This window comes from Pseudomonas sp. S1_G07, from assembly GCF_054668565.1.
In genome coordinates, this window is sequence record NZ_CP162778.1 from 6,089,579 (window position 1) to 6,108,551 (window position 18,973).

Here is an 18,973-nt window from a genome sequence, read left to right on the forward strand (position 1 = left end):
GTTTCAGATCTCGCATCGCCTGCCGATACAGCCCTACACACCTTAGCTGGGTCCAACAACAACACCGTCCAGCAGACAGACATCACTTTTGCGGAGCACTCGATGAACAGCTGGTTCGGTAACATCAGCGTCAACCTCAAACTGGGCCTGGGCTTCGGCCTGGTACTCGTCCTCACCTCGATCCTGGCCCTCACCGGCTGGACCAGCCTGGGCGGCTTGATCGACCGCAGCAACTGGATGAGCGACATTACCCAGCTCAATGCTTCGTTGACCAAACTGCGCATCGTGCGCCTGCAATACATGTTGGCCAACGGCGATGAAACCGTGGCGCAGAGCGTACAAACCAGCCTGGACGCCTTTGTCGCCCAGCAACAGAAATTGCTGGACAGCTTCAAGAGCCCGGAAAACGTCAAGCTGCTCAACGAGCAGAAAGCGGTCATCACCGCTTACCAACAGTCCCTGAACAAAATGCGCGAGGCTTACCGTAACGGCAGCGCCTCTCGCCAGGTGATGGGTGAGAAGGCCGATATCGCCAACGCGCAAATCGACGCGCTGGAAAGCAACGTGAAGCAAATGCCTGACAGTTCAGAGCACCTTGCCCAGTTCCAGGCCGTGGCCGACGCCAAGATGCAGTTCCAACTGGCCCGCTACGAGGTGCGCGGCTATACCGGCAACGTCAACCCGGACACCGAAGCCCGCGCCGCCGCACAGATTGAAAAAGCCATCAGCGGTTTGAAAGACCTCAGCGCCGCCTTCGGCGCCAGCCAGCAAACTGCGCTGAGCGCACTGGAGACCGCCCTTGGCGCCTACCGCACCGCAGTGCAGAACTACAAAGCGGCCAACGCCAACATCGTCGCCGCCCGCGCCGAAATGACCACCCAAGGCGCGGATATCGTCACCATCAGCGACAAACTCTACGAGATCCAGCTCAGCCGCCGCGACGCCGAAAGCGCCCAGGCCCGCAGCCTGCAGCTGATCAGCACGTTGCTGGCCCTGCTGGTTGGCATCATCGCCGCCCTGGTGATTACCCGCCAGATCACCCGCCCGATCCAGGAAACCCTGGCCGTGGTTGAACGCATTGCCTCCGGCGACCTGAGCCACACCATCCAGGTCACCCGCCGCGATGAACTGGGCGTGCTGCAACAAGGCATCCAGCGCATGGGCAGCACCTTGCGTGAATTGATCAGCGGTATCCGGGACGGCGTGACCCAGATCGCCAGCGCCGCCGAAGAGCTGTCTGCCGTGACCGAGCAGACCAGCGCCGGCGTGAACAGCCAGAAGATCGAGACCGATCAAGTCGCCACCGCAATGCATGAAATGACCGCCACTGTGCAGGAAGTAGCGCGCAACGCCGAGCAGGCGTCGCTCGCCGCTGCCGATGCCGATGGCCAGGCCCGAGCCGGCGACAAAGTGGTGGCCGAAGCCATTGCCCAGATCGAACGCCTGGCCGCCGAAGTGGCGCGCTCCACCGATGCGATGAGCCACCTGCAGCAGGAGAGCAACAAGATCGGCAGCGTGATGGACGTGATCAAGGCCGTGGCCGAGCAGACCAACCTGCTGGCGCTGAACGCGGCGATTGAAGCGGCGCGTGCCGGTGAAGCCGGGCGTGGGTTTGCCGTGGTGGCCGACGAAGTGCGTGGCCTGGCTCAACGCACGCAGAAATCCACCGAAGAGATCGAAGGCCTGGTCGCCGGTTTGCAAAACGGCACCCAGCAAGTGGCCAACGTGATGAACAACAGCCGCAGCCTCACCGACAGCAGCGTTGAGCTGACGCGCAAGGCCGGTGTATCCCTGGAAAACATCACCCGCACGGTGTCGAACATCCAGTCGATGAACCAGCAGATCGCCGCCGCCGCCGAACAGCAAAGCGCCGTGGCCGAAGAGATCAGCCGCAGCATCGTCAATGTGCGTGATGTGTCCGAACAGACCGCCACGGCCAGTGACGAGACCGCCAAGTCGAGTGTGGAACTGGCACGCCTGGGCAGCCAGCTGCAGCAGATGGTCAGCCACTTCAGGGTGTAGGTCGTGCTCTGGTCTTGCGAGATGCTATGACCGGCGGTAGTACTCACCCGCCGGTCAGCTTCCTGTGAGATCGCAACCCCAACCACACACTGGGATTGCAAAAAAAAACCGCCCTCTACCAAGGGCGGTTTTTTATGGCCTGCGATTTGGCGTTCAACCCTCGCCTTCCTCGACAAACACCACGCGATTGCCAAACGGGTCCTTGATGCTCATCTCCCGTGAGCCCCACGGCGTTTGCTCAACCCCAGGCTTGGCATACCGGTAATCCTTGCCCAGCAACTGCTGCTGGTAAGCGTCCACCCCTTGCGCCTGAATCCGCACCGCCGCCCCCGGCGAAGCATCGCCATGGTGCTCGGACAAATGCAGCACGCACTCGCCCAATGACACTTGCAGATACAGCGGGAAATTTTCCTCGAAGCGGTGCTGCCAATCGACCTTGAACCCGAGAAAATCGACGTAGAACTCCAATGCCTTGGCCTCGTCGAAAATTCGCAGGATGGGGGTGACTTTTCCTAAGTGCATGGCGACCGCTCCGTGTGTGAGACTGCCCACTATAAACAGGAAAAACCCCGACGCAAATCGCCGTTGCGCGCCAGAAAGCGCCCCGGCCGCCGACCGTTGGCCTGCCCGTCGCTGTAGCTCAGCACGCCGTTGACCCACACCTGCTCAATCCCCTCGGCCGCGCGCTGAGGTTCCTTGAAGTCCGCCACATCGCGCACCCGCAACGGGTCAAACAACACCAGATCCGCCCAATGCCCTTCACGAATTTCGCCACGCTCGGCCAGACCGAAACGCGCGGCCGACAGACCGGTCATCTTGTGCACCGCCGTGTGCAGCGGGAACAGCCCGACATCCCGGCTGAAATGCCCCAGCACCCGCGGAAAAGCGCCCCACAAACGCGGATGCGGGAATGGGTCTTCGGGCAACCCATCCGAACCGACCATCGACAACGGGTGCGCCAGAATACGCCGCACATCCGCCTCATCCATGCCGTAATACACCGCCCCCGCCGGTTGCAGGCGGCGCGCGGCGTCCATCAGGGAAACGTCCCATTCGGCAGCAATGTCCTGCAGGTCACGCCCGCCCATGTGCGGGTGCGGCGTCGACCAGGTGATCGTGATGCGAAACGCGTCGGTCACCTGCTTGAGGTCCAACGTCGAAGAACTGGCCGCATAGGGATAGCAATCACAACCCACCGGGTGGGTTTTCGCCGCCCGCTCCAGCGCCGCCAACAACTGCGGGCTGCGCCCCCAATTACCCGCCCCCGCGCACTTGAGGTGGGAAATAATCACCGGCACCCTGGCGTGCCGGCCGATCGAAAACGCCTCGTCCATCGCCTCCAGCACCGGTTCGAATTCGCTGCGCAAATGGGTGGTGTACACCGCGCCGTACGCCGTCAGTTCTTCACTGAGCTGCAGCACTTCATCGGTTTCGGCATTGAACGCACTGGCGTAGGCCAGGCCTGTGGATAACCCCAAGGCACCGGCTTCGAGACTGTCTTTCAACTGCACCCGCATGGCCGCGATTTCATCCGCTGTGGCCGTGCGGTGCAGGTCATCCATATGGTTACTGCGCAGCGCCGTGTGGCCGATCAGCGCCGCCACGTTGAGCGCGGGGTGGGCGTTTTCCACGGCCCGGCGGTAATCGCTGAAGCGCGGGTAGCTGAACGCCTCACGCGTACCCAGCAGGTTCATCGGGTCCGGCGGATCACCGCGCAGGCTGACCGGCGAAGCGCTGATGCCGCAGTTACCGACGATCACCGTGGTCACGCCCTGGCTGAGTTTGGGCAGCATCTGGGGGTGGCGGATCACCACGGTGTCATCGTGGGTGTGCACATCGATAAAGCCCGGCGCCAACACGCGGCCGGCTGCGTCGATCTCATGCTCGGCCGCTGCCGCAGACAGATCGCCGATCCTCTGGATACGCCCATCGCGCAGCCCCACGTCGGCGACGTAACCCGGCGTGTCGGTGCCATCAATGATCAGCGCCTGGCGAATCAGCGTGTCGTACTTCATATCAATCTCCGAGCGGCAGGCTATCGGGGCCGCCGCGATAATCGTCCAGGGCCAGTTTGATCCGGCGCAGGCGCTCCTGGTTGTCGTCCGGCAGGGCCAGCGCCAGTTCGGTGGCGAGCAGGTCGATGGCCAGCAGCAGGCCGTAGCGCGCCGCCGTGGGTTTGTAGATAAAACTGGTTTCGGCCGGTTGCAGCGGCAACAGCACATCCGCCAACCGCGCCAGGGGTGAGTCGGCCAGGGTGATGGCGATGATGCGCGCGTCGTAGTTGCGCGCCAGTTCCACCACGTCCAGCAACTCGGGGGTGAGACCGGTGAGCGAGCAGACAATCAGCGCATGCTCAGGGCCCAATGTCGCGGCGGTGACACGCATCATCACCGGGTCGTGGCAAGCGGCGATCGGGTAGCCCAGGCGTACCAGACGCACCTGCAATTCATCGCTGCACACGCTCGACGGGCCGCCCAGGCCGAATGCGTGGATCATCCGCGCCTTGCCCAACAGACTGACCGCATCGACAAAACTCGCCTGGTTAAAGCCCGACAAGTGCTGACGCAACGTCGCCTCGATATCGCCGAGAATCTGCCGGTGGAAGGCCGACTGCTCCGGTAAACCGGCAGGGTCCAGGAAGCGGCTGCCGACACCACTGGCCTGGGCCAATTGCAGGCGCAAGTCGCGCAGGTCCCGGCACCCGACGCTGCGGGCAAAGCGCGACAAGGTCGCCGTGCTCACCTCGGCCCGCTGCGACAACGCCTCCAGGCTGGCCGACGCAGCAAAGCCCACATCATCGAGTATCAACCGGGCGATACGCCCTTCACCAGCGCTGAAAGAAGCCTGGCGGGCGCGGATCTGGTAGAGGATGTCCATGGAGGCTCCGGGTTACAGGATGCAGGACAGACCATAGGTAAGACCGAAGGCCACCACCGAAATCAGCGTTTCCAATACGGTCCAGGTTTTGAAGGTCTGGATCACCGTCATATTGAAGTATTCCTTGATCAGCCAGAAGCCGCCGTCATTCACGTGGGAAAAGATCACCGAGCCGGCGCCGGTGGCCAACACCAGCAATTCCGGGTGTGGATAACCCAGGCCCAGAGCAACGGGCGCCACCACGCCGGACGCGGTGGTCATGGCCACAGTGGCCGAGCCGGTGGCGATGCGCATCAACGCGGCAAACAACCAGCCCATCACCAGCGGCGACAAATGGAACGCATGGGCCAGGCCGAGAATCTCGTTGGTCACTCCGGCGTCCACCAGGATGCGGTTCAACCCGCCCCCCGCGCCCACCAGCAACGTGATACTGGCGGTCGGTGCCAGGCATTCATTGGTGAACCTGAGGATCGATTCGCGGTTGAAGCCCTGGGCCAGGCCCAAGGTCCAGAAACTCACCAGGGTCGCCACCAACAGCGCGATCACCGAGTTGCCGATAAATAGCAGGAACTGGTTAAACCCTGTGCCCGGCGTGGAGATCACGTTGGCCCAGCCGCCGATCATCATCAGCACCACCGGCAACAGGATAGTGCCCATGGTCAGCGCAAAGCTTGGCAGACGGCTGCGCGGTTCGCGTTCGATAAATTGACGTTCCAGCGGGTTTTCCGCCGGCAGGTGAATGCGCGGCACGATGAACTTGGCGTAGACCGGGCCGGCAATGATCGCCGTAGGAATACCGATCAGGATCGCATACAGCACGGTCTGCCCCACCGACGCGTTATATGCCAGCACCGCCATCATCGCCGCCGGGTGCGGCGGTACCAGCGCATGCACCACCGACAAACCGGCGACCATCGGCAGGCCGACCATCAGGATCGATACGCCCACACGCCGGGCCACGGTAAAGGCGATCGGCACCAGCAACACAAACCCGACTTCGAAAAACAGCGGCAGCCCCACCAGGAAGGCGATACACACCATGGCCCAGTGGGCATTGCGCTCGCCGAAACGGTTGATCAAGGTACGCGCCACCTGCTCGGCGCCACCGGACTCGGCCATCATCTTGCCGAGCATGGTGCCCAGCGCCACTACCAGGGCGATATGCCCCAGGGTTTTGCCCACACCCGCTTCGTAGGACCCCATGATGGTGTCCGCCGGCATCCCGGCCATCAGCGCCAGGCCAATGGAGACCAGAGTGATGACGATAAACGGGTTGAGTCGGTAACGTGCGATCAGCACGATCAAAGCAATGATGGCGATGGCAGCATATGCCAATAGCCCGAAGCCCGGTGATGCGGCCATGCGGTACTCCTCGAGAAAGGGTCACGTCAAATCTGTTGTGAAACTCATAAATCATCTCCGAGAAGAGTTTTCAATTTTTATGAAAGTAATTTTCGTCCACGGATAAGCGCTGTCGCGTCGGGATATGCGCAACAGCCGTGCATGAAAATTCGGGGGGTGTTCTTACATGACGGTCAGAAAAGGCTGGAAACTCAATGAACCGCGTTGAGTCATAGAATGCACATCCCTTTAAACCCAGGAACATCGACCATGATTCGCACGACACTCGCCGCTGGCGCCCTGCTTCTCGCCATGTGCGGTATGGCCGCCGCAGACGACAACCCAACGTTGAAAAAATGCTTGGATGGCGCCGACACGACCGCCGACATGGTCGGTTGCAACGTCAAGGAAGCCAAGGTGCAGGACGCACGCTTGAACAAAGCCTACAAGACCGCCCTCGAGGCTCAGGAAGGCAACCGCAAGCAGGAGCTGCAAGACGTGCAGCGCCTGTGGATAAAATACCGCGATGCCAATTGCGGGTTTATCGGCTCAGCCACCGGCGGCACCATTGATCAGGTCAACGGCACCGGTTGCATGCTGGACATGACCCAGGCGCGTGCCCAGGAACTGGAAAACCTGGTCGGACCTTGACCCGTTACTCGTGATGCACCCGCGCGCGCTTGAGCAACTTTTTGCAGCGCTCCGACAAGTGCAGCACGCGCAGATGTTTGCCGGCCTTGGTGTAGCGTTCGCGCAAGGTCATCAGCGCGGCAATCGCCGAGTAGTCGACAAAGCTCAGGTGGCGGCAATCCAGCGTCACCTGGGCCGGGTCGTTCGCCGGGTCGAACTGGTTCAGAAACGGTGTGGTCGAGGCAAAGAACAACGTGCCGTGCAGGCGGTAGAGCTTGCTGCCGTCGGCCTCCAGATGCTCGTCGGCGTACAGCTCGCGAGCCTGTTGCCAGGCAAAGTTGAGCGCCGCGATCACGATACCGCAGAGCACCGCCGTGGCCAGGTCGGTGAACACCGTGATCACCGTCACCGCAATGATCACCAGCACATCGTTGAGCGGCACCTTGTTGAGCACCCGCAACGAGGCCCAGGCAAACGTCTGCTGGGACACCACGAACATCACCCCCACCAGCGCCGCCAGCGGGATCCGCTCGATCAGCGGCGACAGAAACAGAATGAACAACAGAATCATCACTCCGGCAAACACCCCGGAGAAACGCCCGCGCCCACCGGAGCTGAGGTTGATCACGGTCTGCCCGATCATCGCGCAACCGCCCATGCCACCGAACAGGCCCGAGACCATATTGGCCGCGCCCAAGGCCACGCTTTCGCGGTCGGGGTAGCCACGGGTCTCGGTGATTTCGTCGGTAAGGTTGAGGGTCAGCAGGGTTTCCAGCAGGCCCACCATTGCCATCAGGAACGCATAGGGGGCGATGATGCCGAGGGTTTCCAGGGTCCAGGGAATCTGCGGCAACGCGAACGTTGGCAGGCCGCCGGCGATGTGGGCCATGTCGCCGAGGGTACGGGTCGGCAGGCCAAGCAGATACACCGCCAGGCCCACGCCGAGGATCGCCACCAAGGCCGGCGGCACGGCGCGGGTGATGCGCGGCAGCAGATAGACGATGGCCATGGTCGCGGCCACCAGCCCGGTCATCACGTACAGCGGCGTACCGCTGAGCCAGGTTTCACCGCGTTTGAAATGCTCCAACTGCGCCAGAGCAATGATGATCGCCAGGCCATTGACGAACCCGAGCATCACCGGGTGCGGCACCATGCGCACCAGCTTGCCCAGGCGCAGCAGGCCGAAGGCGACCATGATCAGCCCGCCCAGCAGCACCGTGGCGAGCAAATATTCCACGCCGTGTTGCACCACCAACGCGACGATCACTACCGCCATCGAGCCGGCGGCCCCGGAAACCATGCCCGGCCGACCGCCGAACAACGCGGTGAGGGTGCAGATGATAAAGGCACCGTAAAGGCCCATCAGTGGGTTGAGGTGGGCGACCAGGGCAAAAGCGATGCATTCGGGCAGCAGCGCGAAAGACGTGGTGAGGCCGGCCAGGGCATCGGCGCGCAGACGGGTGAGCTTCATGGGGTACCAGGGAGTTGCGGGGGATTAGCCTGGGGATGGTACGGAATTGCGGTCGGTGGGGCCAGTAATGTGTAACAACAGATGAACCCAGCGGCCCTCTTCGCGAGCAAGCCCGCTCCCACATTTTGATCTGTGGCTTGCCCCACTGCCGATCAGTTAAGCGAACGCAATGCTAAAGCAACGAACATCCCCTGTAGGAGCGGGCTTGCCCGCGATGGCAACACCTCGGTCTCCAGCATCAGCAGGCATACCGCGCCAGCTTGGCCTGGATAAAGTCGAGGAAGCACTGAATACGCAAGGCCAATTGCGAGTTGCGGTAGAACACCGCATGGATCGGCTGGCGGTAACCACTGTTGAACGCCTCCAGCACCGGCACCAGGCGCCCGGCGTCGATGTCGGCGCTGGTCATGAAGTTCGACAGGCAGCAAATACCCTGCCCTTCCAGTGCCAACTGGCGCAGGGTTTCACCGCTGGACGCGGCAATGCCCGGTTCGATCCGCCAGCGGTCGCCTTCCACATGACGCAGCGGCCAATGGTTGAGGGTTTCGGTCTGGGTGAAGCCGAGCAGCGTGTGATCCGCCAGTTCGGCGACGGTCTGCGGCGCGCCGTACTGCCTGAGGTAATCGGGGCTGGCAAGGATGTGCAGCGGGGTACACCCGAGGGAACGCGCGTGCAGGGTGGAGTCGGCCAAAACACCGATGCGGATGGCGATATCGGTGCTCTGCTCCAACAGGTCGATGATCAAGTCATCACTGTTCAGCTCCAGCTGGATATCCGGGTAGAGGCTGCGAAACTCAGCGATGTACGGCACGATCCCATGCAGCATGAACGGCACGGCAGCGTTGATCCGCAGGCGTCCGGCGGGGTTCTTCTGGCGTGAAGACAAGCGTTCTTCCAACTCATCCATCTGCGCCAGGATCAGCTTGGCCTGCTCGAAGAAGTACTTGCCCTCCTCGGTCAGGTCCATGCGCCGCGTGGTGCGGTTGATCAGCGTGGTGTCGAGCTTGGCTTCCAGGCGCGACAAGGTGCGGCTGACCGCCGACGGCGTCTGCCCGACCTGCTCCGCCGCCGCCGAGATCGAGCCACACTCGATGACGCTGACGAAGATCTGTAGCTCATCGGATCGGGCTTTCACGGGCTGTCCTCTCTATCGGTTCAGCGCAGCTTACACCGAGAGGTTGAAGACCTGCGCCAGGTGCTGCTCGTAACGCGCCACGTCAGACTCGATGGCTGGGCGCTTCATCACGTCCACACAGAGGAAAGTCGGCAGGGCGGTCATGCCGAGGAATTCGTTGGCCTTGTGGAACGGGAAGTACACCGCGTCCACCCCCTTGGCTTCGAAGAAATCGCTCGGGTCGTCGAAGGCCTGCTGCGGCGCGTTCCAGGTCAGCGAGAGCATGTACTGCTTGCCGTGGATCAGGCCGCCACTGCCGTATTTCTGCGAGGCATCGGAACGGGTGCGACCGTCACTGGCATACAGGCTGCCGTGGCCTTCGGTGAAGACTTCGTCGATGTACTTCTTGACGATCCACGGCGCGCCCATCCACCAGCCGGGCATCTGGTAGATGATCACATCGGCCCAGAGGAATTTGGCCACTTCTTCGGCCACGTCGTAGCCTTCGTCGATATGCGTGACTTTAACGTCGATGCCACCACGGTCCAGCAAGGCCAGGGCAGCGTCATGCAGGGTGGTGTTGTAGCGGCCGTCGGAGTGGGCGAATTTTTTGCCGCCGTTGAGCAGGAGTACTTTTTTCATGAGAGTGCATCCAGAAGGTTGAAAATGTCTGAACGCAGGCTATCGGCAACGGCCCTCTGGAATAAGCCACAAAGCCGCAAAATACATTTGACCAGAAAGCACGAATAGAACGCTATTGTTAACCAGCGATCAGCAGATGGCTGCCCAACAGTGCCATGCCGACGAAGAAAACCCGCTTGAATAGCACCGCGCTGATGCGCCGGCGTAGCCGTTGGCCCAGCCACATGCCTGACAGCGCCGGCACCAGTGCCAGCAGCGAGGCACTGAACGCCCCGGCGCCCAAGTTGCCGCGCCAGGCCAACCCTGCCGCCAGCGCCAGCGTCGACACGCTGAACGACAGCCCGAGGGCCTGCACCAACTGATCGCGATGCAACCCCAGCGCTTGCAGGTAGGGCACCGCCGGAATCACAAACACCCCGGTCGCCGCAGTGATCACACCCGTGACCAGCCCACACAGCGGGCCCAGCCAGCGCTCGGTTTCAGGCTTTACGTGGAACGTGGGCAATAACAACCCGCTCAGCGCATACACCAGCAATGCCCCGCCCAGCGCACGCACCACCCACTGCCCGCCGTCCATGCCCAGCCACACGGTGCCAAGCCCGGTGCCGAGGAAAATCAACAGCAGCATCGGCCACAGCCTCTTGAGCAACGCCCCCAAATGACCGCCAAACGCCAATTGCCACAGGTTGGTGACCATCGACGGGATGATCAGCAACGCCGCAGCCTGCGCCGGCAACATAGCCAGGCCGAGCAGGCCCATGGCCACGGTGGGCAAGCCCAGGCCGATCACGCCTTTGACGGTACCCGCCAGCAGAAAGGTGCCCATCACCAGCAGGGTCAAGGCGAAGCCGAGGTTTTGGTAAAAGCTGAGGAAGGTATTCATGGGGCGATTGTGCGGTTTTTGAGCGGGGCTGGAAATTCGCCATATACTGAGGCAGCCTCTTGTTTTATGTGAGGCTGAGGACCCCAGCCATGCACTTTGACCTGATCGACCTGCGCCTCTACCTGCATACCCTCGACACCGGCAATATCACCGCCGGCGCCGGCCGCAGCCATTTATCCCTGGCCGCCGCCAGTGCACGCATCCGCGCGATGGAAGCGTCCCTGGGTATCGCGTTGCTTGAACGCGGCCGCCGAGGCGTCACACCTACCCCCGCAGGCACGGCACTGGCCCGCCACGCTCGCCTGCTGCTGCAACAGGCCGACCACCTGCAACAGGACCTGGCGGAATACGCCAAGGGTGTAAAAGGCCAGGTGCGCCTGTTGTGCAACACCACCGCCCTCAGCGAATACCTGCCCGAACGGTTGGCGGACTTTCTGCGCGAACACCCCAACCTCGAGATCGACCTGCAGGAGTTGCCCAGCCTGCGCATCACCCAGGCGCTGCGCCAGGGCACGGCCGACCTGGGGATCATTTCCGACGCAGTGGACACCCATGGTTTACAGACCCTAGCGTTTTGCCATGACCCGCTGGTGCTGATCGTGCCCCTGGGTCACCCCTTGGCGGGCCGTACAGTGAGTTTTATCGACAGCCTGCAACACGACTATGTCGGCCTGGCCGCCCACAGCGCGTTGGCGGTGTACCTGGAAGAGCAGGCGTTGCACGCGGGTTTCCGCTTGCAGACACGCATCCGCGCCGAGGGCTTTGACGGCGTGATGCGCATGGTCGCCCGAGGGGCTGGCCTGGGTATCGTGCCCCAGGCCGCATTGGACCGCTGGCCGTTGGAACATCGCTTCACGGCCCAGCCGTTGCGGGAAGACTGGGCCTGTCGACACCTGCTGCTATGCGCACGCTCGTTCGAGCACCTGCCAGGTTATGCCAAGGCCTTGTTCGACGCCTTGGCCCTGCCCTTGCGGAAAAACCCGTAATACACCGCCGACAGAATCAGCAGGAACGGTACGCCAAACACCAAGGTCATCTTGAATGCCTCGGTGAAATACGTGGTGAGCATCACCGCGCCCATCAGCACCAGGCCCAGCAATGTGCTGTAGGGAAACAGGCGCAGCTCGAAAGACAACTTCGCCCCGCCATGACGTTGGCGATAACGGCGGAAGAACAGGTGCGTGAGAAAGATCATGAACCAGGTGAAGATCGCGCCAAACATCGAGATCGCCATCATCAGGGTAAACGAGCTTTGCGGGTACACCACGTTCAGCAAGGTCGCCAGGGCAATGCCCGAGCTGGACAGCAACAGCGCATTCAGCGGAACGCCGTTCTTGCTCAATGCGCCCATGGACTTGGGCGCAAACCCTGCGCGGGACAGGCTGAACATCATGCGCGTGGTGATGTAGAGCTGGCTGTTCATCGCCGACAGCGCGGCGATCAGGATTACGAAGTTCATCACCCCGGTGGCACCGGGAATGCCAATGGTCTGCATCACCGTCACGAACGGGCTCTGGGTCTGGCCGGCCTGGTTCCACGGCACGATGGCCAGCATCAGCGCCAGGGTCAGCAGGTAAAACACCACCAGACGCACGATGGTCGCGCGAAAGGCCTTCTTCACCGCCTGCTCCGGATCGGCGGCTTCTCCGGCAGCCACGGCGATCATTTCCACGCTCAGGTAGCTGAAGATCGATACGATCACCGCGATCCACATGCCGCTCAGGCCATGGGGGAAAAAACCGTCGTGGGCCGTGTAGTTGCGCACACCGTACTCCGGGTTGCCCGAACCGAACACCACATACACCGCCAGGAGGATAAAGCCGACGATGGCGCTGATCTTGATGGTGGAAAACCAGTATTCGAAGTTGCCGAAGGTCTTCACGCTGATGGCATTGAGCAGGATCAGCACGCTGGAAAACGACACGATCCATACCCACTCCGGCACGTTGGCGAACCAGTACTTCATGTACATCGCCACCGCCGTGACCTCGGCGCCCACTGCCAGCACAATCGCCGCCCAGTAGGCATAGCGCACCAGGAACCCCGCCAGCGGGCTGATGTAGAACTCGGCATACGCGCCAAACGAGCCGGAGGTGGAGTGGGCCACCGTCATCTCCGCCAGGCAGCCCATCAGCAGCAACGTGATCAACGCCCCGATGGCGTAGCTCACCAGCACGCTGGGCCCGGCGTAACCGATGGCATAAGCGCTGCCCATGAATAGCCCGGTGCCGATGGCGCCACCGATGGCGATCATGCTCATCTGGCCGCAAGTGAGCTGGCGCCGCAGGCCCAGTTCGCGATGGGTGATCTCGGCAAAGCCGTTGTCTGGCGTGGTCACGTGGAATGCTCCTTTATTATTGTGATGTTTACTGCTGACACTGAACCCTGTGGGAGCTGGCTTGCCTGCGATAGCGTCGCTGCATTCACCACCGTCATCGCAGGCAGGCCATACACATTTGTTTTGTGTTGCCCTTAAGTGACGCTGTGACGGACTTTGAATTGCGGCTGGTCCCAGGTGTTTTCATCAAGAATCTCACCAAGGATTTCCACGGCGTCCCACACCTCGGCAAAGCTCGTATACAGCGGTGTAAAACCAAAACGCATGATGCGCGGCTCACGGTAATCACCGATCACGCCTCGGGCGATCAAGGCCTGGATCACCGCATAACCTTCAGGGTGTTCGAAGCTCACATGGCTGCCGCGCCGGGCGTGTTCGCGCGGGGTGATCAGCACCAGGCCGTGGGCGGCGCAGCGGGTTTCAACCAGCGCGATAAACAGGTCGGTCAGCGCCAGGGACTTGTTGCGCAGGCTGGCCATGTCGGTCTGTTCAAAGATCTCCAGGCCACATTCCACCATGGCCAGCGAGGTGATCGGCTGGGTACCGCACAGGTAACGGGCGATGCCGGTGCTCGGCGCATAGTTGGCCTCCATGGCAAACGGCCGGGTGTGCCCGAACCAGCCCGACAGCGGCTGACGCACCAGGTCCACCAGCGCAGGATTGACCCAGGCGAATGCCTGAGAGCCAGGGCCGCCGTTGAGGTATTTATAGGTGCAGCCAATCGCATAATCGGCCCCGGCCTTGTGCAGGTCGATGGGCACCGCGCCCGCCGAGTGCGCCAGGTCCCAGAGGCTCAGCGCGCCACATTCATGGCTCAAGGCTGTGATCGCTGGCATGTCGTACAGGTAGCCGGTCTTGTAGTTGACGTGGGTGAGCATCACCACCGCCACGTCCTGGTCGATGGCCTGGGGCAACTCATCGGGGCTGTTTACCAGACGCAGGCAATAGCCCTGCTGGAGCAGCTCGGCGAGGCCTTCGGCGATATACAGGTCGGTGGGGAAGTTGCTGGCTTCGCTGACGATCACTTTGCGCTGCGGCTGGCGTTGACGCTGTACGCTCAGCGCGGCGCTGAGCACCTTGAACAGGTTGATCGAGGTGGTATCGGTGATCACCACTTCGCCATCGCGCGCGCCGATCAGCGGTGCCAGGCGGTTACCCAGGCGCTGGGACAACTGCGCCCAGCCGGCGCTGTTCCAGCTGCGAATCAAGCCATTGCCCCACTCCTCGGCAATCACCTGTTGCGCCCGCGCCAGCGCTGCCACCGGGCGGGCGCCGAGGGAGTTGCCGTCGAGGTAGATCACCCCCGCGGGCAACGCGAACTGATGACGCAAAGGCGCCAGCGGGTCTTGGGCATCCAGGGCTTGGCAGTGGCTTCGATCAATCATGGGCAGTCCTGTTTTTTCAGGTGAGGATGGAGCAAATAATGAACGAAGATTTACAGAATTTTCGTGCAAAGTGGCAGGCAACAGGCTAATTAAGCTGTAGGAAATTCGAATTTAACCTGAAAACACGCGGATTTATTCTAACCATGATGCTTGACGCCACCGACCTGCGCCTCCTGCATTTTCTGCAACAGGATGGCCGTATCAGCAACCAGGAACTGGCGGAAAAAGTCGCGCTGTCGCCCTCCGCGTGCCTGCGCCGTTTACGCCTGCTCGAGAGCGAGGGAATCATCAGCGGTTATCGCGCGGTATTGAATGCCGAGCAATTGGGGATCGAGCTGGAAGCCATCGTCCACCTGTCGTTGCGCCAGGATGTGGAGGATTGGCACGAGACATTTATCAAGAAGGTCCAAGGCTGGCCGGAGGTGGCCAGTGCCTATGTGATCACCGGCGCCAGCAACTATGTGCTGCGGGTACAGGCGCGCAACCTCAAGCACTTTTCGGACTTTATCGTGAACCACCTGAACCGCACGGCGGGGGTGATGGATATACGTTCGGAGATTGTGTTGCAGAAAATCAAGGATCGGGATGAGGTGCTTGATCTGGTGCTGCGCAAATAAGCAGCCACCCCCTGATTCAAGGGTGCAAAGAGGTGCATGTGGGAGGCCCCACTCCCTCTTCGACATAGCGCTGTCGCGCAGCAAACGCGACCTCTGTGGCGAGCGGGCTTGCCCACGTGCCCCCGCTCGGCATGGGCACTGACCGGTAACGTTTGTAGGAGCGAGGGGTACATGGGCGGCCGCCATCGCAGGCAAGCCAGCTCCCCACATTTTGACCGCGTCGATCAGTCCTCGAGGGCACGCACGCGTTGCATGCGCTTTTGCTCCACCGGCGCAGCGGCCGCCTGCAACTCAAAGTCAAAATCGATCTGCGCAAAGCGTCCTTCCACGCCAAACTCCCGCGCCAGTTGCTGGTCGTCGCTGAAGCGGATCTGGGCGATCAACTCATCGCGCGTGGCGTAGGCAAAGTCATCATGCAGGTACGGGTCGTCCGACAGGTTGATCTGCGTGGTCAGGTGCCGATACCCCGGCGCCGAGATGAAGAAGTGGATATGCGCCGGCCGTTGCCCGTGACGCCCCAATTGGTCGAGCAGTTGCTGGGTCGGTCCGGTCGGCGGGCAGCCGTAGCCCGACGGTACGATGCTACGGAAACGGTAGTTGCCCTGGGCATCGGTCTCGATACGGCGACGCAGGTTGAACTCCGATTGCGTGGTATCAAACCAGGAATAGGTACCGCCGGTGTTGGCCTGCCACACATCGACAATCGCCCCGGCCAATGGTTTGCCATCGGTATCGCGCACTTGCCCGCGCATGAACAGCGGCACCGCTGCGTCCGTCCCGTCATCCAAGCGCGCCTCGTACTGGGAGAGCGGCGCGCCAGCCACATACAGCGGGCCTTCGATGGTGCGCGGTGTGCCGCCGGTTTTGCCGGCCTCTTCATCGGCGGCGTCCATCAGCATGTCCAGGTAATGCTCCAGCCCCAGCCCGGCGGCGAGCAGCCCGGCCTCCTGGTTTTTGCCCAGCTCATTGAGGTAGTTGACCGCCTTCCAGAACTCTTCCGGGGTCACTTCCAGGTCTTCGATGATGTTCACGGTGTCGCGCAGGATCCGATAGATCAATGCCTTGGTGCGCGGGTTACCGCCATCGTTGAGATTGCCGCTGGCTTCTTCGAGAAACTGTTGGGCGTGGGCAGTATGGGACAGTCGGATGGACATGGTGCAATCCTCATCTTGTAGTTATCAGGTGCAAAACAGGCTTAACGGTCGTCCGCATGGATCGACGAAGGGTGCCGGCACAGCGCATTCACTTCGATGGCCATGTAGGGGTAAAGCGGCAGTTGCATCAACAGATCGTGCAGTTCCTGCACGCTGTCGACATCGAACACGCTGTAGTTAGCGTACAGCCCGGCGATGCGCCACAGGTGGCGCCATTTGCCCTCTTGCTGCAGGCGTTGCGCCAAGGCTTTCTCCTCGGCCTTGAGGCCTGCGGCGCGCTCGGGGTTCATGTCGACGGGCAGGTTCACGGTCATTTTTACGTGGAACAACATAGCAGGCGCCTCTTAGGGTTTATCACGACGGAAGAACGCCAGACGCTCTTCATCGATAGCCAGGCCCAGGCCCGGCGCGGTGGAGACATGCAGCTGGAAATCACGGTACAGCGGCGGCTCGGTGAGGATGTCTTCGGTGAGCAGCAGCGGCCCGAACAGTTCGGTGTCCCAGGCCAGCGTGTTCAAGGTAAGAAACGCATGGGCCGAGGCCAGCGTGCCGATGCCGCCCTCAAGCATGGTGCCGCCGTACAGGCCGATGCCGGCGGCTTCGGCAATCGCCGCCGTACGCAACACCGCACGCGGGCCGCCGTTCTTGGCGATCTTGAGGGCGAACACCGAGGCCGCGCCTTCGCGGGCCAGGTTGAAGGCGTCTTCGACACACTCGATGGATTCATCGGCCATGATCGGCGCCGGGCTCGACAGGTTCAACCGCGCCATGCCGCCACGGTTGTTGCGCGAGATTGGCTGTTCGATCAGGTCGATACCGTTGTCGCCCAGTACCTTGCATGCGCGCAGGGCCACGGCTTCATCCCACGCCTGGTTGACATCGACCCGCACGCTGGCACGCTCGCCGAGGGCCTTTTTGATCGCGATCACATGGGCCAGGTCGCGGCTGACTTCTCCGGCGCCGATCTTCAGTTTGAAGATGCGGTGGCGGCGCAGGTCGAGCATCTTCTCGGCTTCGGCAATGTCCTGGGCCGTGTTACCGCTGGCCAAGGTCCAGGCCACCGGCAGCGCATCGCGCACGCGGCCACCCAGCAGTTCGCTGACCGGCAGGCCCAGGCGTTTGCCCTGCGCATCCAGCAAGGCGCTTTCGATCCCGGATTTGGCAAAGGTATTGCCGCGAATGCTGCGTTCCAGGCGCAACATGGCGGCGTTGACATTGCTGGCGTCCTGGCCGACCAACAGCGCAGCGAAGTGGCGGTCGATGTTGACCTTGATGCTGTCGGGGCTCTCGTTGCCGTAGCTCAGGCCGCCGATCGTGGTGGACTCACCGATGCCTTCAATGCCGTCGGCACAACGCACGCGGATGATCACCAGGGTCTGGTTTTGCATCGTGTGCATGGCCAGCTTGTGCGGGCGGATGGTGGGGAGGTCGACGATGATGGTCTCGATCGACTCGATGGCGCAAATCGGCATGGCAATACCCGTTGGGTTCTTTATTGGTTTTAGCTGATTCTGTTCCGCATTTTTCCTGGGTTCCAATATAGAATTAGTCTTGAACAATACCCCCAAGGTATGAAAGGAGCCGTTATGGAACTGCGTCATCTGCGCTATTTCCAGGCGCTGGGCGAAACCCTCAACTTCACCCGCGCCGCCGAACGCCTGCACATCGCCCAGCCACCACTGAGCCGGCAGATCCAGCAATTGGAGGATGAGCTGGGGGTGATTCTGCTGGAACGTGGCCGGCCGCTGCGGCTGACCGAGGCAGGTCGGTTTTTCTATGAGCACGCCAATGTGCTGCTCGAACAGTTGAACAAGGTGTGCGACAGCACGCGGCGCATCGGCCAGGGCGAGAAGACCTGGCTGGGCATCGGCTTTGCGCCCTCAACCCTGTACGGCATTCTGCCGGAACTGATCCGGCGGCTGCGCACCCACGATGCGCTGGAGCTGGAGTTGGGCCTGTCGGAGATGACCACCTTGCAGCAGGTCGAAGCGCTCAAGGCCGGACGCATCGATGTAGGGTTCGGGCGTATTCGCATCGACGACCCGGCCATCGTCCAGCGCGTGCTGGTGGAGGATCGGCTGGTGGCGGTACTGCCCACCGGCCATCCCCTGCTGGCCGCCCCCGCCACCCTCGCCCAACTGGCCGCCGAGCCGTTCGTGCTCTACCCCGGCAACCCGCGCCCCAGCTATGCCGACCATGTGATCGCGCTGTTCGACGCCCACGGTTTGAGCATCAAGGTGGCGCAGTGGACCAACGAACTGCAGACCGCCATCGGCCTGGTCGGCGCCGGGATGGGCGCGACGCTGGTACCGGCCTCGGTGCAGGTGTTGCATCGGGCGGACATTGGCTACACGCCGGTTGTGGAAACCACCGCGACCTCGCCGATTATCCTGAGCCGGCGGGTGAATGATCAGTCGCCGGGGCTGAGTCATTGCCTGCAGTTGGTGGAAGAGCTGATCTGAGACAGCCCCGACACGACACAAGCCAGCTTCTGCATTT

General features: G+C 62.0%; 18 protein-coding genes and 1 pseudogene. 6 read left to right on the forward strand and 13 right to left on the reverse strand.

The genetic code is table 11. From position 1 onward, the window contains the following. Positions 1-237: 237 nt before the first annotated feature. Positions 238-1,167 (forward strand): annotated as a pseudogene (locus AB4O05_RS27845) (methyl-accepting chemotaxis protein); the annotation flags it as partial. Further along, on the forward strand, positions 1,159-2,022 hold the full coding sequence (locus tag AB4O05_RS27850; RefSeq protein WP_411736595.1) for a methyl-accepting chemotaxis protein: 864 nt from the start codon (positions 1,159-1,161) through the stop codon (positions 2,020-2,022). The pseudogene AB4O05_RS27845 and the gene AB4O05_RS27850, both read left to right, overlap by 9 nt. 153 nt (positions 2,023-2,175) lie before the next feature. On the opposite strand, the gene AB4O05_RS27855 is transcribed toward AB4O05_RS27850, so the two are convergent. From AB4O05_RS27855 to AB4O05_RS27870, 4 genes are read right to left on the reverse strand one after another with little or no spacing between them, the layout of a single operon-like run. Further along, positions 2,176-2,544, reverse strand: a complete 369-nt coding sequence (locus AB4O05_RS27855; protein WP_460134055.1) for a glyoxalase superfamily protein — start codon at positions 2,542-2,544, stop codon at positions 2,176-2,178. A 29-nt stretch (positions 2,545-2,573) separates the two neighbouring features. Further along, positions 2,574-4,037, reverse strand: a complete 1,464-nt coding sequence (locus AB4O05_RS27860) for an N-acyl-D-amino-acid deacylase family protein (protein ID WP_460134053.1) — start codon at positions 4,035-4,037, stop codon at positions 2,574-2,576. Position 4,038: 1 nt separating this feature from the next. Further along, on the reverse strand, positions 4,039-4,899 hold the full coding sequence (locus tag AB4O05_RS27865) for a MurR/RpiR family transcriptional regulator (protein ID WP_460134050.1): 861 nt from the start codon (positions 4,897-4,899) through the stop codon (positions 4,039-4,041). A 12-nt stretch (positions 4,900-4,911) separates the two neighbouring features. Next, on the reverse strand, positions 4,912-6,261 hold the full coding sequence (locus tag AB4O05_RS27870) for a GntT/GntP/DsdX family permease (protein WP_460134048.1): 1,350 nt from the start codon (positions 6,259-6,261) through the stop codon (positions 4,912-4,914). 249 nt (positions 6,262-6,510) lie between these two features. Here AB4O05_RS27870 and AB4O05_RS27875 point away from each other — a divergent pair, with 249 nt between their 5' ends. Further along, on the forward strand, positions 6,511-6,891 hold the full coding sequence (locus AB4O05_RS27875; protein ID WP_460134046.1) for a lysozyme inhibitor LprI family protein: 381 nt from the start codon (positions 6,511-6,513) through the stop codon (positions 6,889-6,891). Positions 6,892-6,895: 4 nt separating this feature from the next. Here AB4O05_RS27875 and AB4O05_RS27880 read toward each other — a convergent pair whose 3' ends face one another. The 4 genes from AB4O05_RS27880 to AB4O05_RS27895 all read right to left on the reverse strand — a co-directional run bounded on the left by AB4O05_RS27880 (position 6,896) and on the right by AB4O05_RS27895 (position 10,980). Beyond that, complete coding sequence (locus tag AB4O05_RS27880) at positions 6,896-8,341, reverse strand: SulP family inorganic anion transporter (protein ID WP_460134044.1); 1,446 nt, start codon at positions 8,339-8,341, stop codon at positions 6,896-6,898. A 238-nt stretch (positions 8,342-8,579) separates the two neighbouring features. Continuing rightward, positions 8,580-9,476, reverse strand: a complete 897-nt coding sequence (locus AB4O05_RS27885; RefSeq protein WP_460134042.1) for a LysR substrate-binding domain-containing protein — start codon at positions 9,474-9,476, stop codon at positions 8,580-8,582. 30 nt (positions 9,477-9,506) lie between these two features. After that, on the reverse strand, positions 9,507-10,097 hold the full coding sequence (locus AB4O05_RS27890) for an NAD(P)H-dependent oxidoreductase (protein ID WP_460134041.1): 591 nt from the start codon (positions 10,095-10,097) through the stop codon (positions 9,507-9,509). A 118-nt stretch (positions 10,098-10,215) separates the two neighbouring features. Then, positions 10,216-10,980, reverse strand: coding sequence for a sulfite exporter TauE/SafE family protein (locus AB4O05_RS27895; RefSeq protein WP_460134040.1), 765 nt, complete (start codon positions 10,978-10,980; stop codon positions 10,216-10,218). Between the two features lie 89 nt (positions 10,981-11,069). Here AB4O05_RS27895 and AB4O05_RS27900 point away from each other — a divergent pair, with 89 nt between their 5' ends. Further along, positions 11,070-11,966, forward strand: a complete 897-nt coding sequence (locus AB4O05_RS27900; RefSeq protein ID WP_460134039.1) for a LysR substrate-binding domain-containing protein — start codon at positions 11,070-11,072, stop codon at positions 11,964-11,966. Here AB4O05_RS27900 and AB4O05_RS27905 read toward each other — a convergent pair. Next, on the reverse strand, positions 11,912-13,318 hold the full coding sequence (locus tag AB4O05_RS27905; RefSeq protein ID WP_460134037.1) for an amino acid permease: 1,407 nt from the start codon (positions 13,316-13,318) through the stop codon (positions 11,912-11,914). The genes AB4O05_RS27900 and AB4O05_RS27905 overlap by 55 nt on opposite strands. A 134-nt stretch (positions 13,319-13,452) precedes the next feature. Next, positions 13,453-14,703 carry a kynureninase gene (gene kynU, locus AB4O05_RS27910; RefSeq protein WP_460134036.1) on the reverse strand — a complete coding sequence of 417 codons (1,251 nt, stop codon included), beginning with the start codon at positions 14,701-14,703 and terminating at the stop codon, positions 13,453-13,455. Between the two features lie 143 nt (positions 14,704-14,846). On the opposite strand from kynU, the gene AB4O05_RS27915 reads away from it, so the two are divergent. Beyond that, on the forward strand, positions 14,847-15,320 hold the full coding sequence (locus AB4O05_RS27915) for an Lrp/AsnC family transcriptional regulator (protein ID WP_460134034.1): 474 nt from the start codon (positions 14,847-14,849) through the stop codon (positions 15,318-15,320). Positions 15,321-15,544: 224 nt separating this feature from the next. Here AB4O05_RS27915 and catA read toward each other — a convergent pair whose 3' ends face one another. The 3 genes from catA to AB4O05_RS27930 are packed head-to-tail and all read right to left on the reverse strand — an operon-like array spanning position 15,545 to position 17,946. Further along, positions 15,545-16,474 carry a catechol 1,2-dioxygenase gene (catA, locus tag AB4O05_RS27920; protein ID WP_460134032.1) on the reverse strand — a complete coding sequence of 310 codons (930 nt, stop codon included), beginning with the start codon at positions 16,472-16,474 and terminating at the stop codon, positions 15,545-15,547. A 41-nt stretch (positions 16,475-16,515) separates the two neighbouring features. After that, complete coding sequence (gene catC, locus AB4O05_RS27925; protein WP_460134030.1) at positions 16,516-16,806, reverse strand: muconolactone Delta-isomerase; 291 nt, start codon at positions 16,804-16,806, stop codon at positions 16,516-16,518. A 12-nt stretch (positions 16,807-16,818) separates the two neighbouring features. Then, on the reverse strand, positions 16,819-17,946 hold the full coding sequence (locus AB4O05_RS27930) for a muconate cycloisomerase family protein (RefSeq protein WP_460134029.1): 1,128 nt from the start codon (positions 17,944-17,946) through the stop codon (positions 16,819-16,821). Between the two features lie 114 nt (positions 17,947-18,060). Here AB4O05_RS27930 and AB4O05_RS27935 point away from each other — a divergent pair, with 114 nt between their 5' ends. After that, a complete protein-coding gene (locus AB4O05_RS27935; RefSeq protein WP_460134027.1) occupies positions 18,061-18,936 on the forward strand; it encodes a LysR family transcriptional regulator in 876 nt (291 codons plus the stop codon). The last annotated feature ends 37 nt before the right edge of the window (positions 18,937-18,973 follow it).

What these genes read in the sequence shown, in the direction of transcription:
- AB4O05_RS27850 (WP_411736595.1), top strand. Translation starts at nt 1,159, where the DNA reads ATGGGCAGCACCTTGCGTGAATTGATCAGCGGTATCCGGGACGGCGTG.
- AB4O05_RS27855 (WP_460134055.1), bottom strand. Translation starts at nt 2,544, where the DNA reads ATGCACTTAGGAAAAGTCACCCCCATCCTGCGAATTTTCGACGAGGCC.
- AB4O05_RS27860 (WP_460134053.1), bottom strand. Translation starts at nt 4,037, where the DNA reads ATGAAGTACGACACGCTGATTCGCCAGGCGCTGATCATTGATGGCACC.
- AB4O05_RS27865 (WP_460134050.1), bottom strand. Translation starts at nt 4,899, where the DNA reads ATGGACATCCTCTACCAGATCCGCGCCCGCCAGGCTTCTTTCAGCGCT.
- AB4O05_RS27870 (WP_460134048.1), bottom strand. Translation starts at nt 6,261, where the DNA reads ATGGCCGCATCACCGGGCTTCGGGCTATTGGCATATGCTGCCATCGCC.
- AB4O05_RS27875 (WP_460134046.1), top strand. Translation starts at nt 6,511, where the DNA reads ATGATTCGCACGACACTCGCCGCTGGCGCCCTGCTTCTCGCCATGTGC.
- AB4O05_RS27880 (WP_460134044.1), bottom strand. Translation starts at nt 8,341, where the DNA reads ATGAAGCTCACCCGTCTGCGCGCCGATGCCCTGGCCGGCCTCACCACG.
- AB4O05_RS27890 (WP_460134041.1), bottom strand. Translation starts at nt 10,097, where the DNA reads ATGAAAAAAGTACTCCTGCTCAACGGCGGCAAAAAATTCGCCCACTCC.
- AB4O05_RS27895 (WP_460134040.1), bottom strand. Translation starts at nt 10,980, where the DNA reads ATGAATACCTTCCTCAGCTTTTACCAAAACCTCGGCTTCGCCTTGACC.
- AB4O05_RS27900 (WP_460134039.1), top strand. Translation starts at nt 11,070, where the DNA reads ATGCACTTTGACCTGATCGACCTGCGCCTCTACCTGCATACCCTCGAC.
- kynU (WP_460134036.1), bottom strand. Translation starts at nt 14,703, where the DNA reads ATGATTGATCGAAGCCACTGCCAAGCCCTGGATGCCCAAGACCCGCTG.
- AB4O05_RS27915 (WP_460134034.1), top strand. Translation starts at nt 14,847, where the DNA reads ATGATGCTTGACGCCACCGACCTGCGCCTCCTGCATTTTCTGCAACAG.
- catA (WP_460134032.1), bottom strand. Translation starts at nt 16,474, where the DNA reads ATGTCCATCCGACTGTCCCATACTGCCCACGCCCAACAGTTTCTCGAA.
- catC (WP_460134030.1), bottom strand. Translation starts at nt 16,806, where the DNA reads ATGTTGTTCCACGTAAAAATGACCGTGAACCTGCCCGTCGACATGAAC.
- AB4O05_RS27930 (WP_460134029.1), bottom strand. Translation starts at nt 17,946, where the DNA reads ATGCCGATTTGCGCCATCGAGTCGATCGAGACCATCATCGTCGACCTC.
- AB4O05_RS27935 (WP_460134027.1), top strand. Translation starts at nt 18,061, where the DNA reads ATGGAACTGCGTCATCTGCGCTATTTCCAGGCGCTGGGCGAAACCCTC.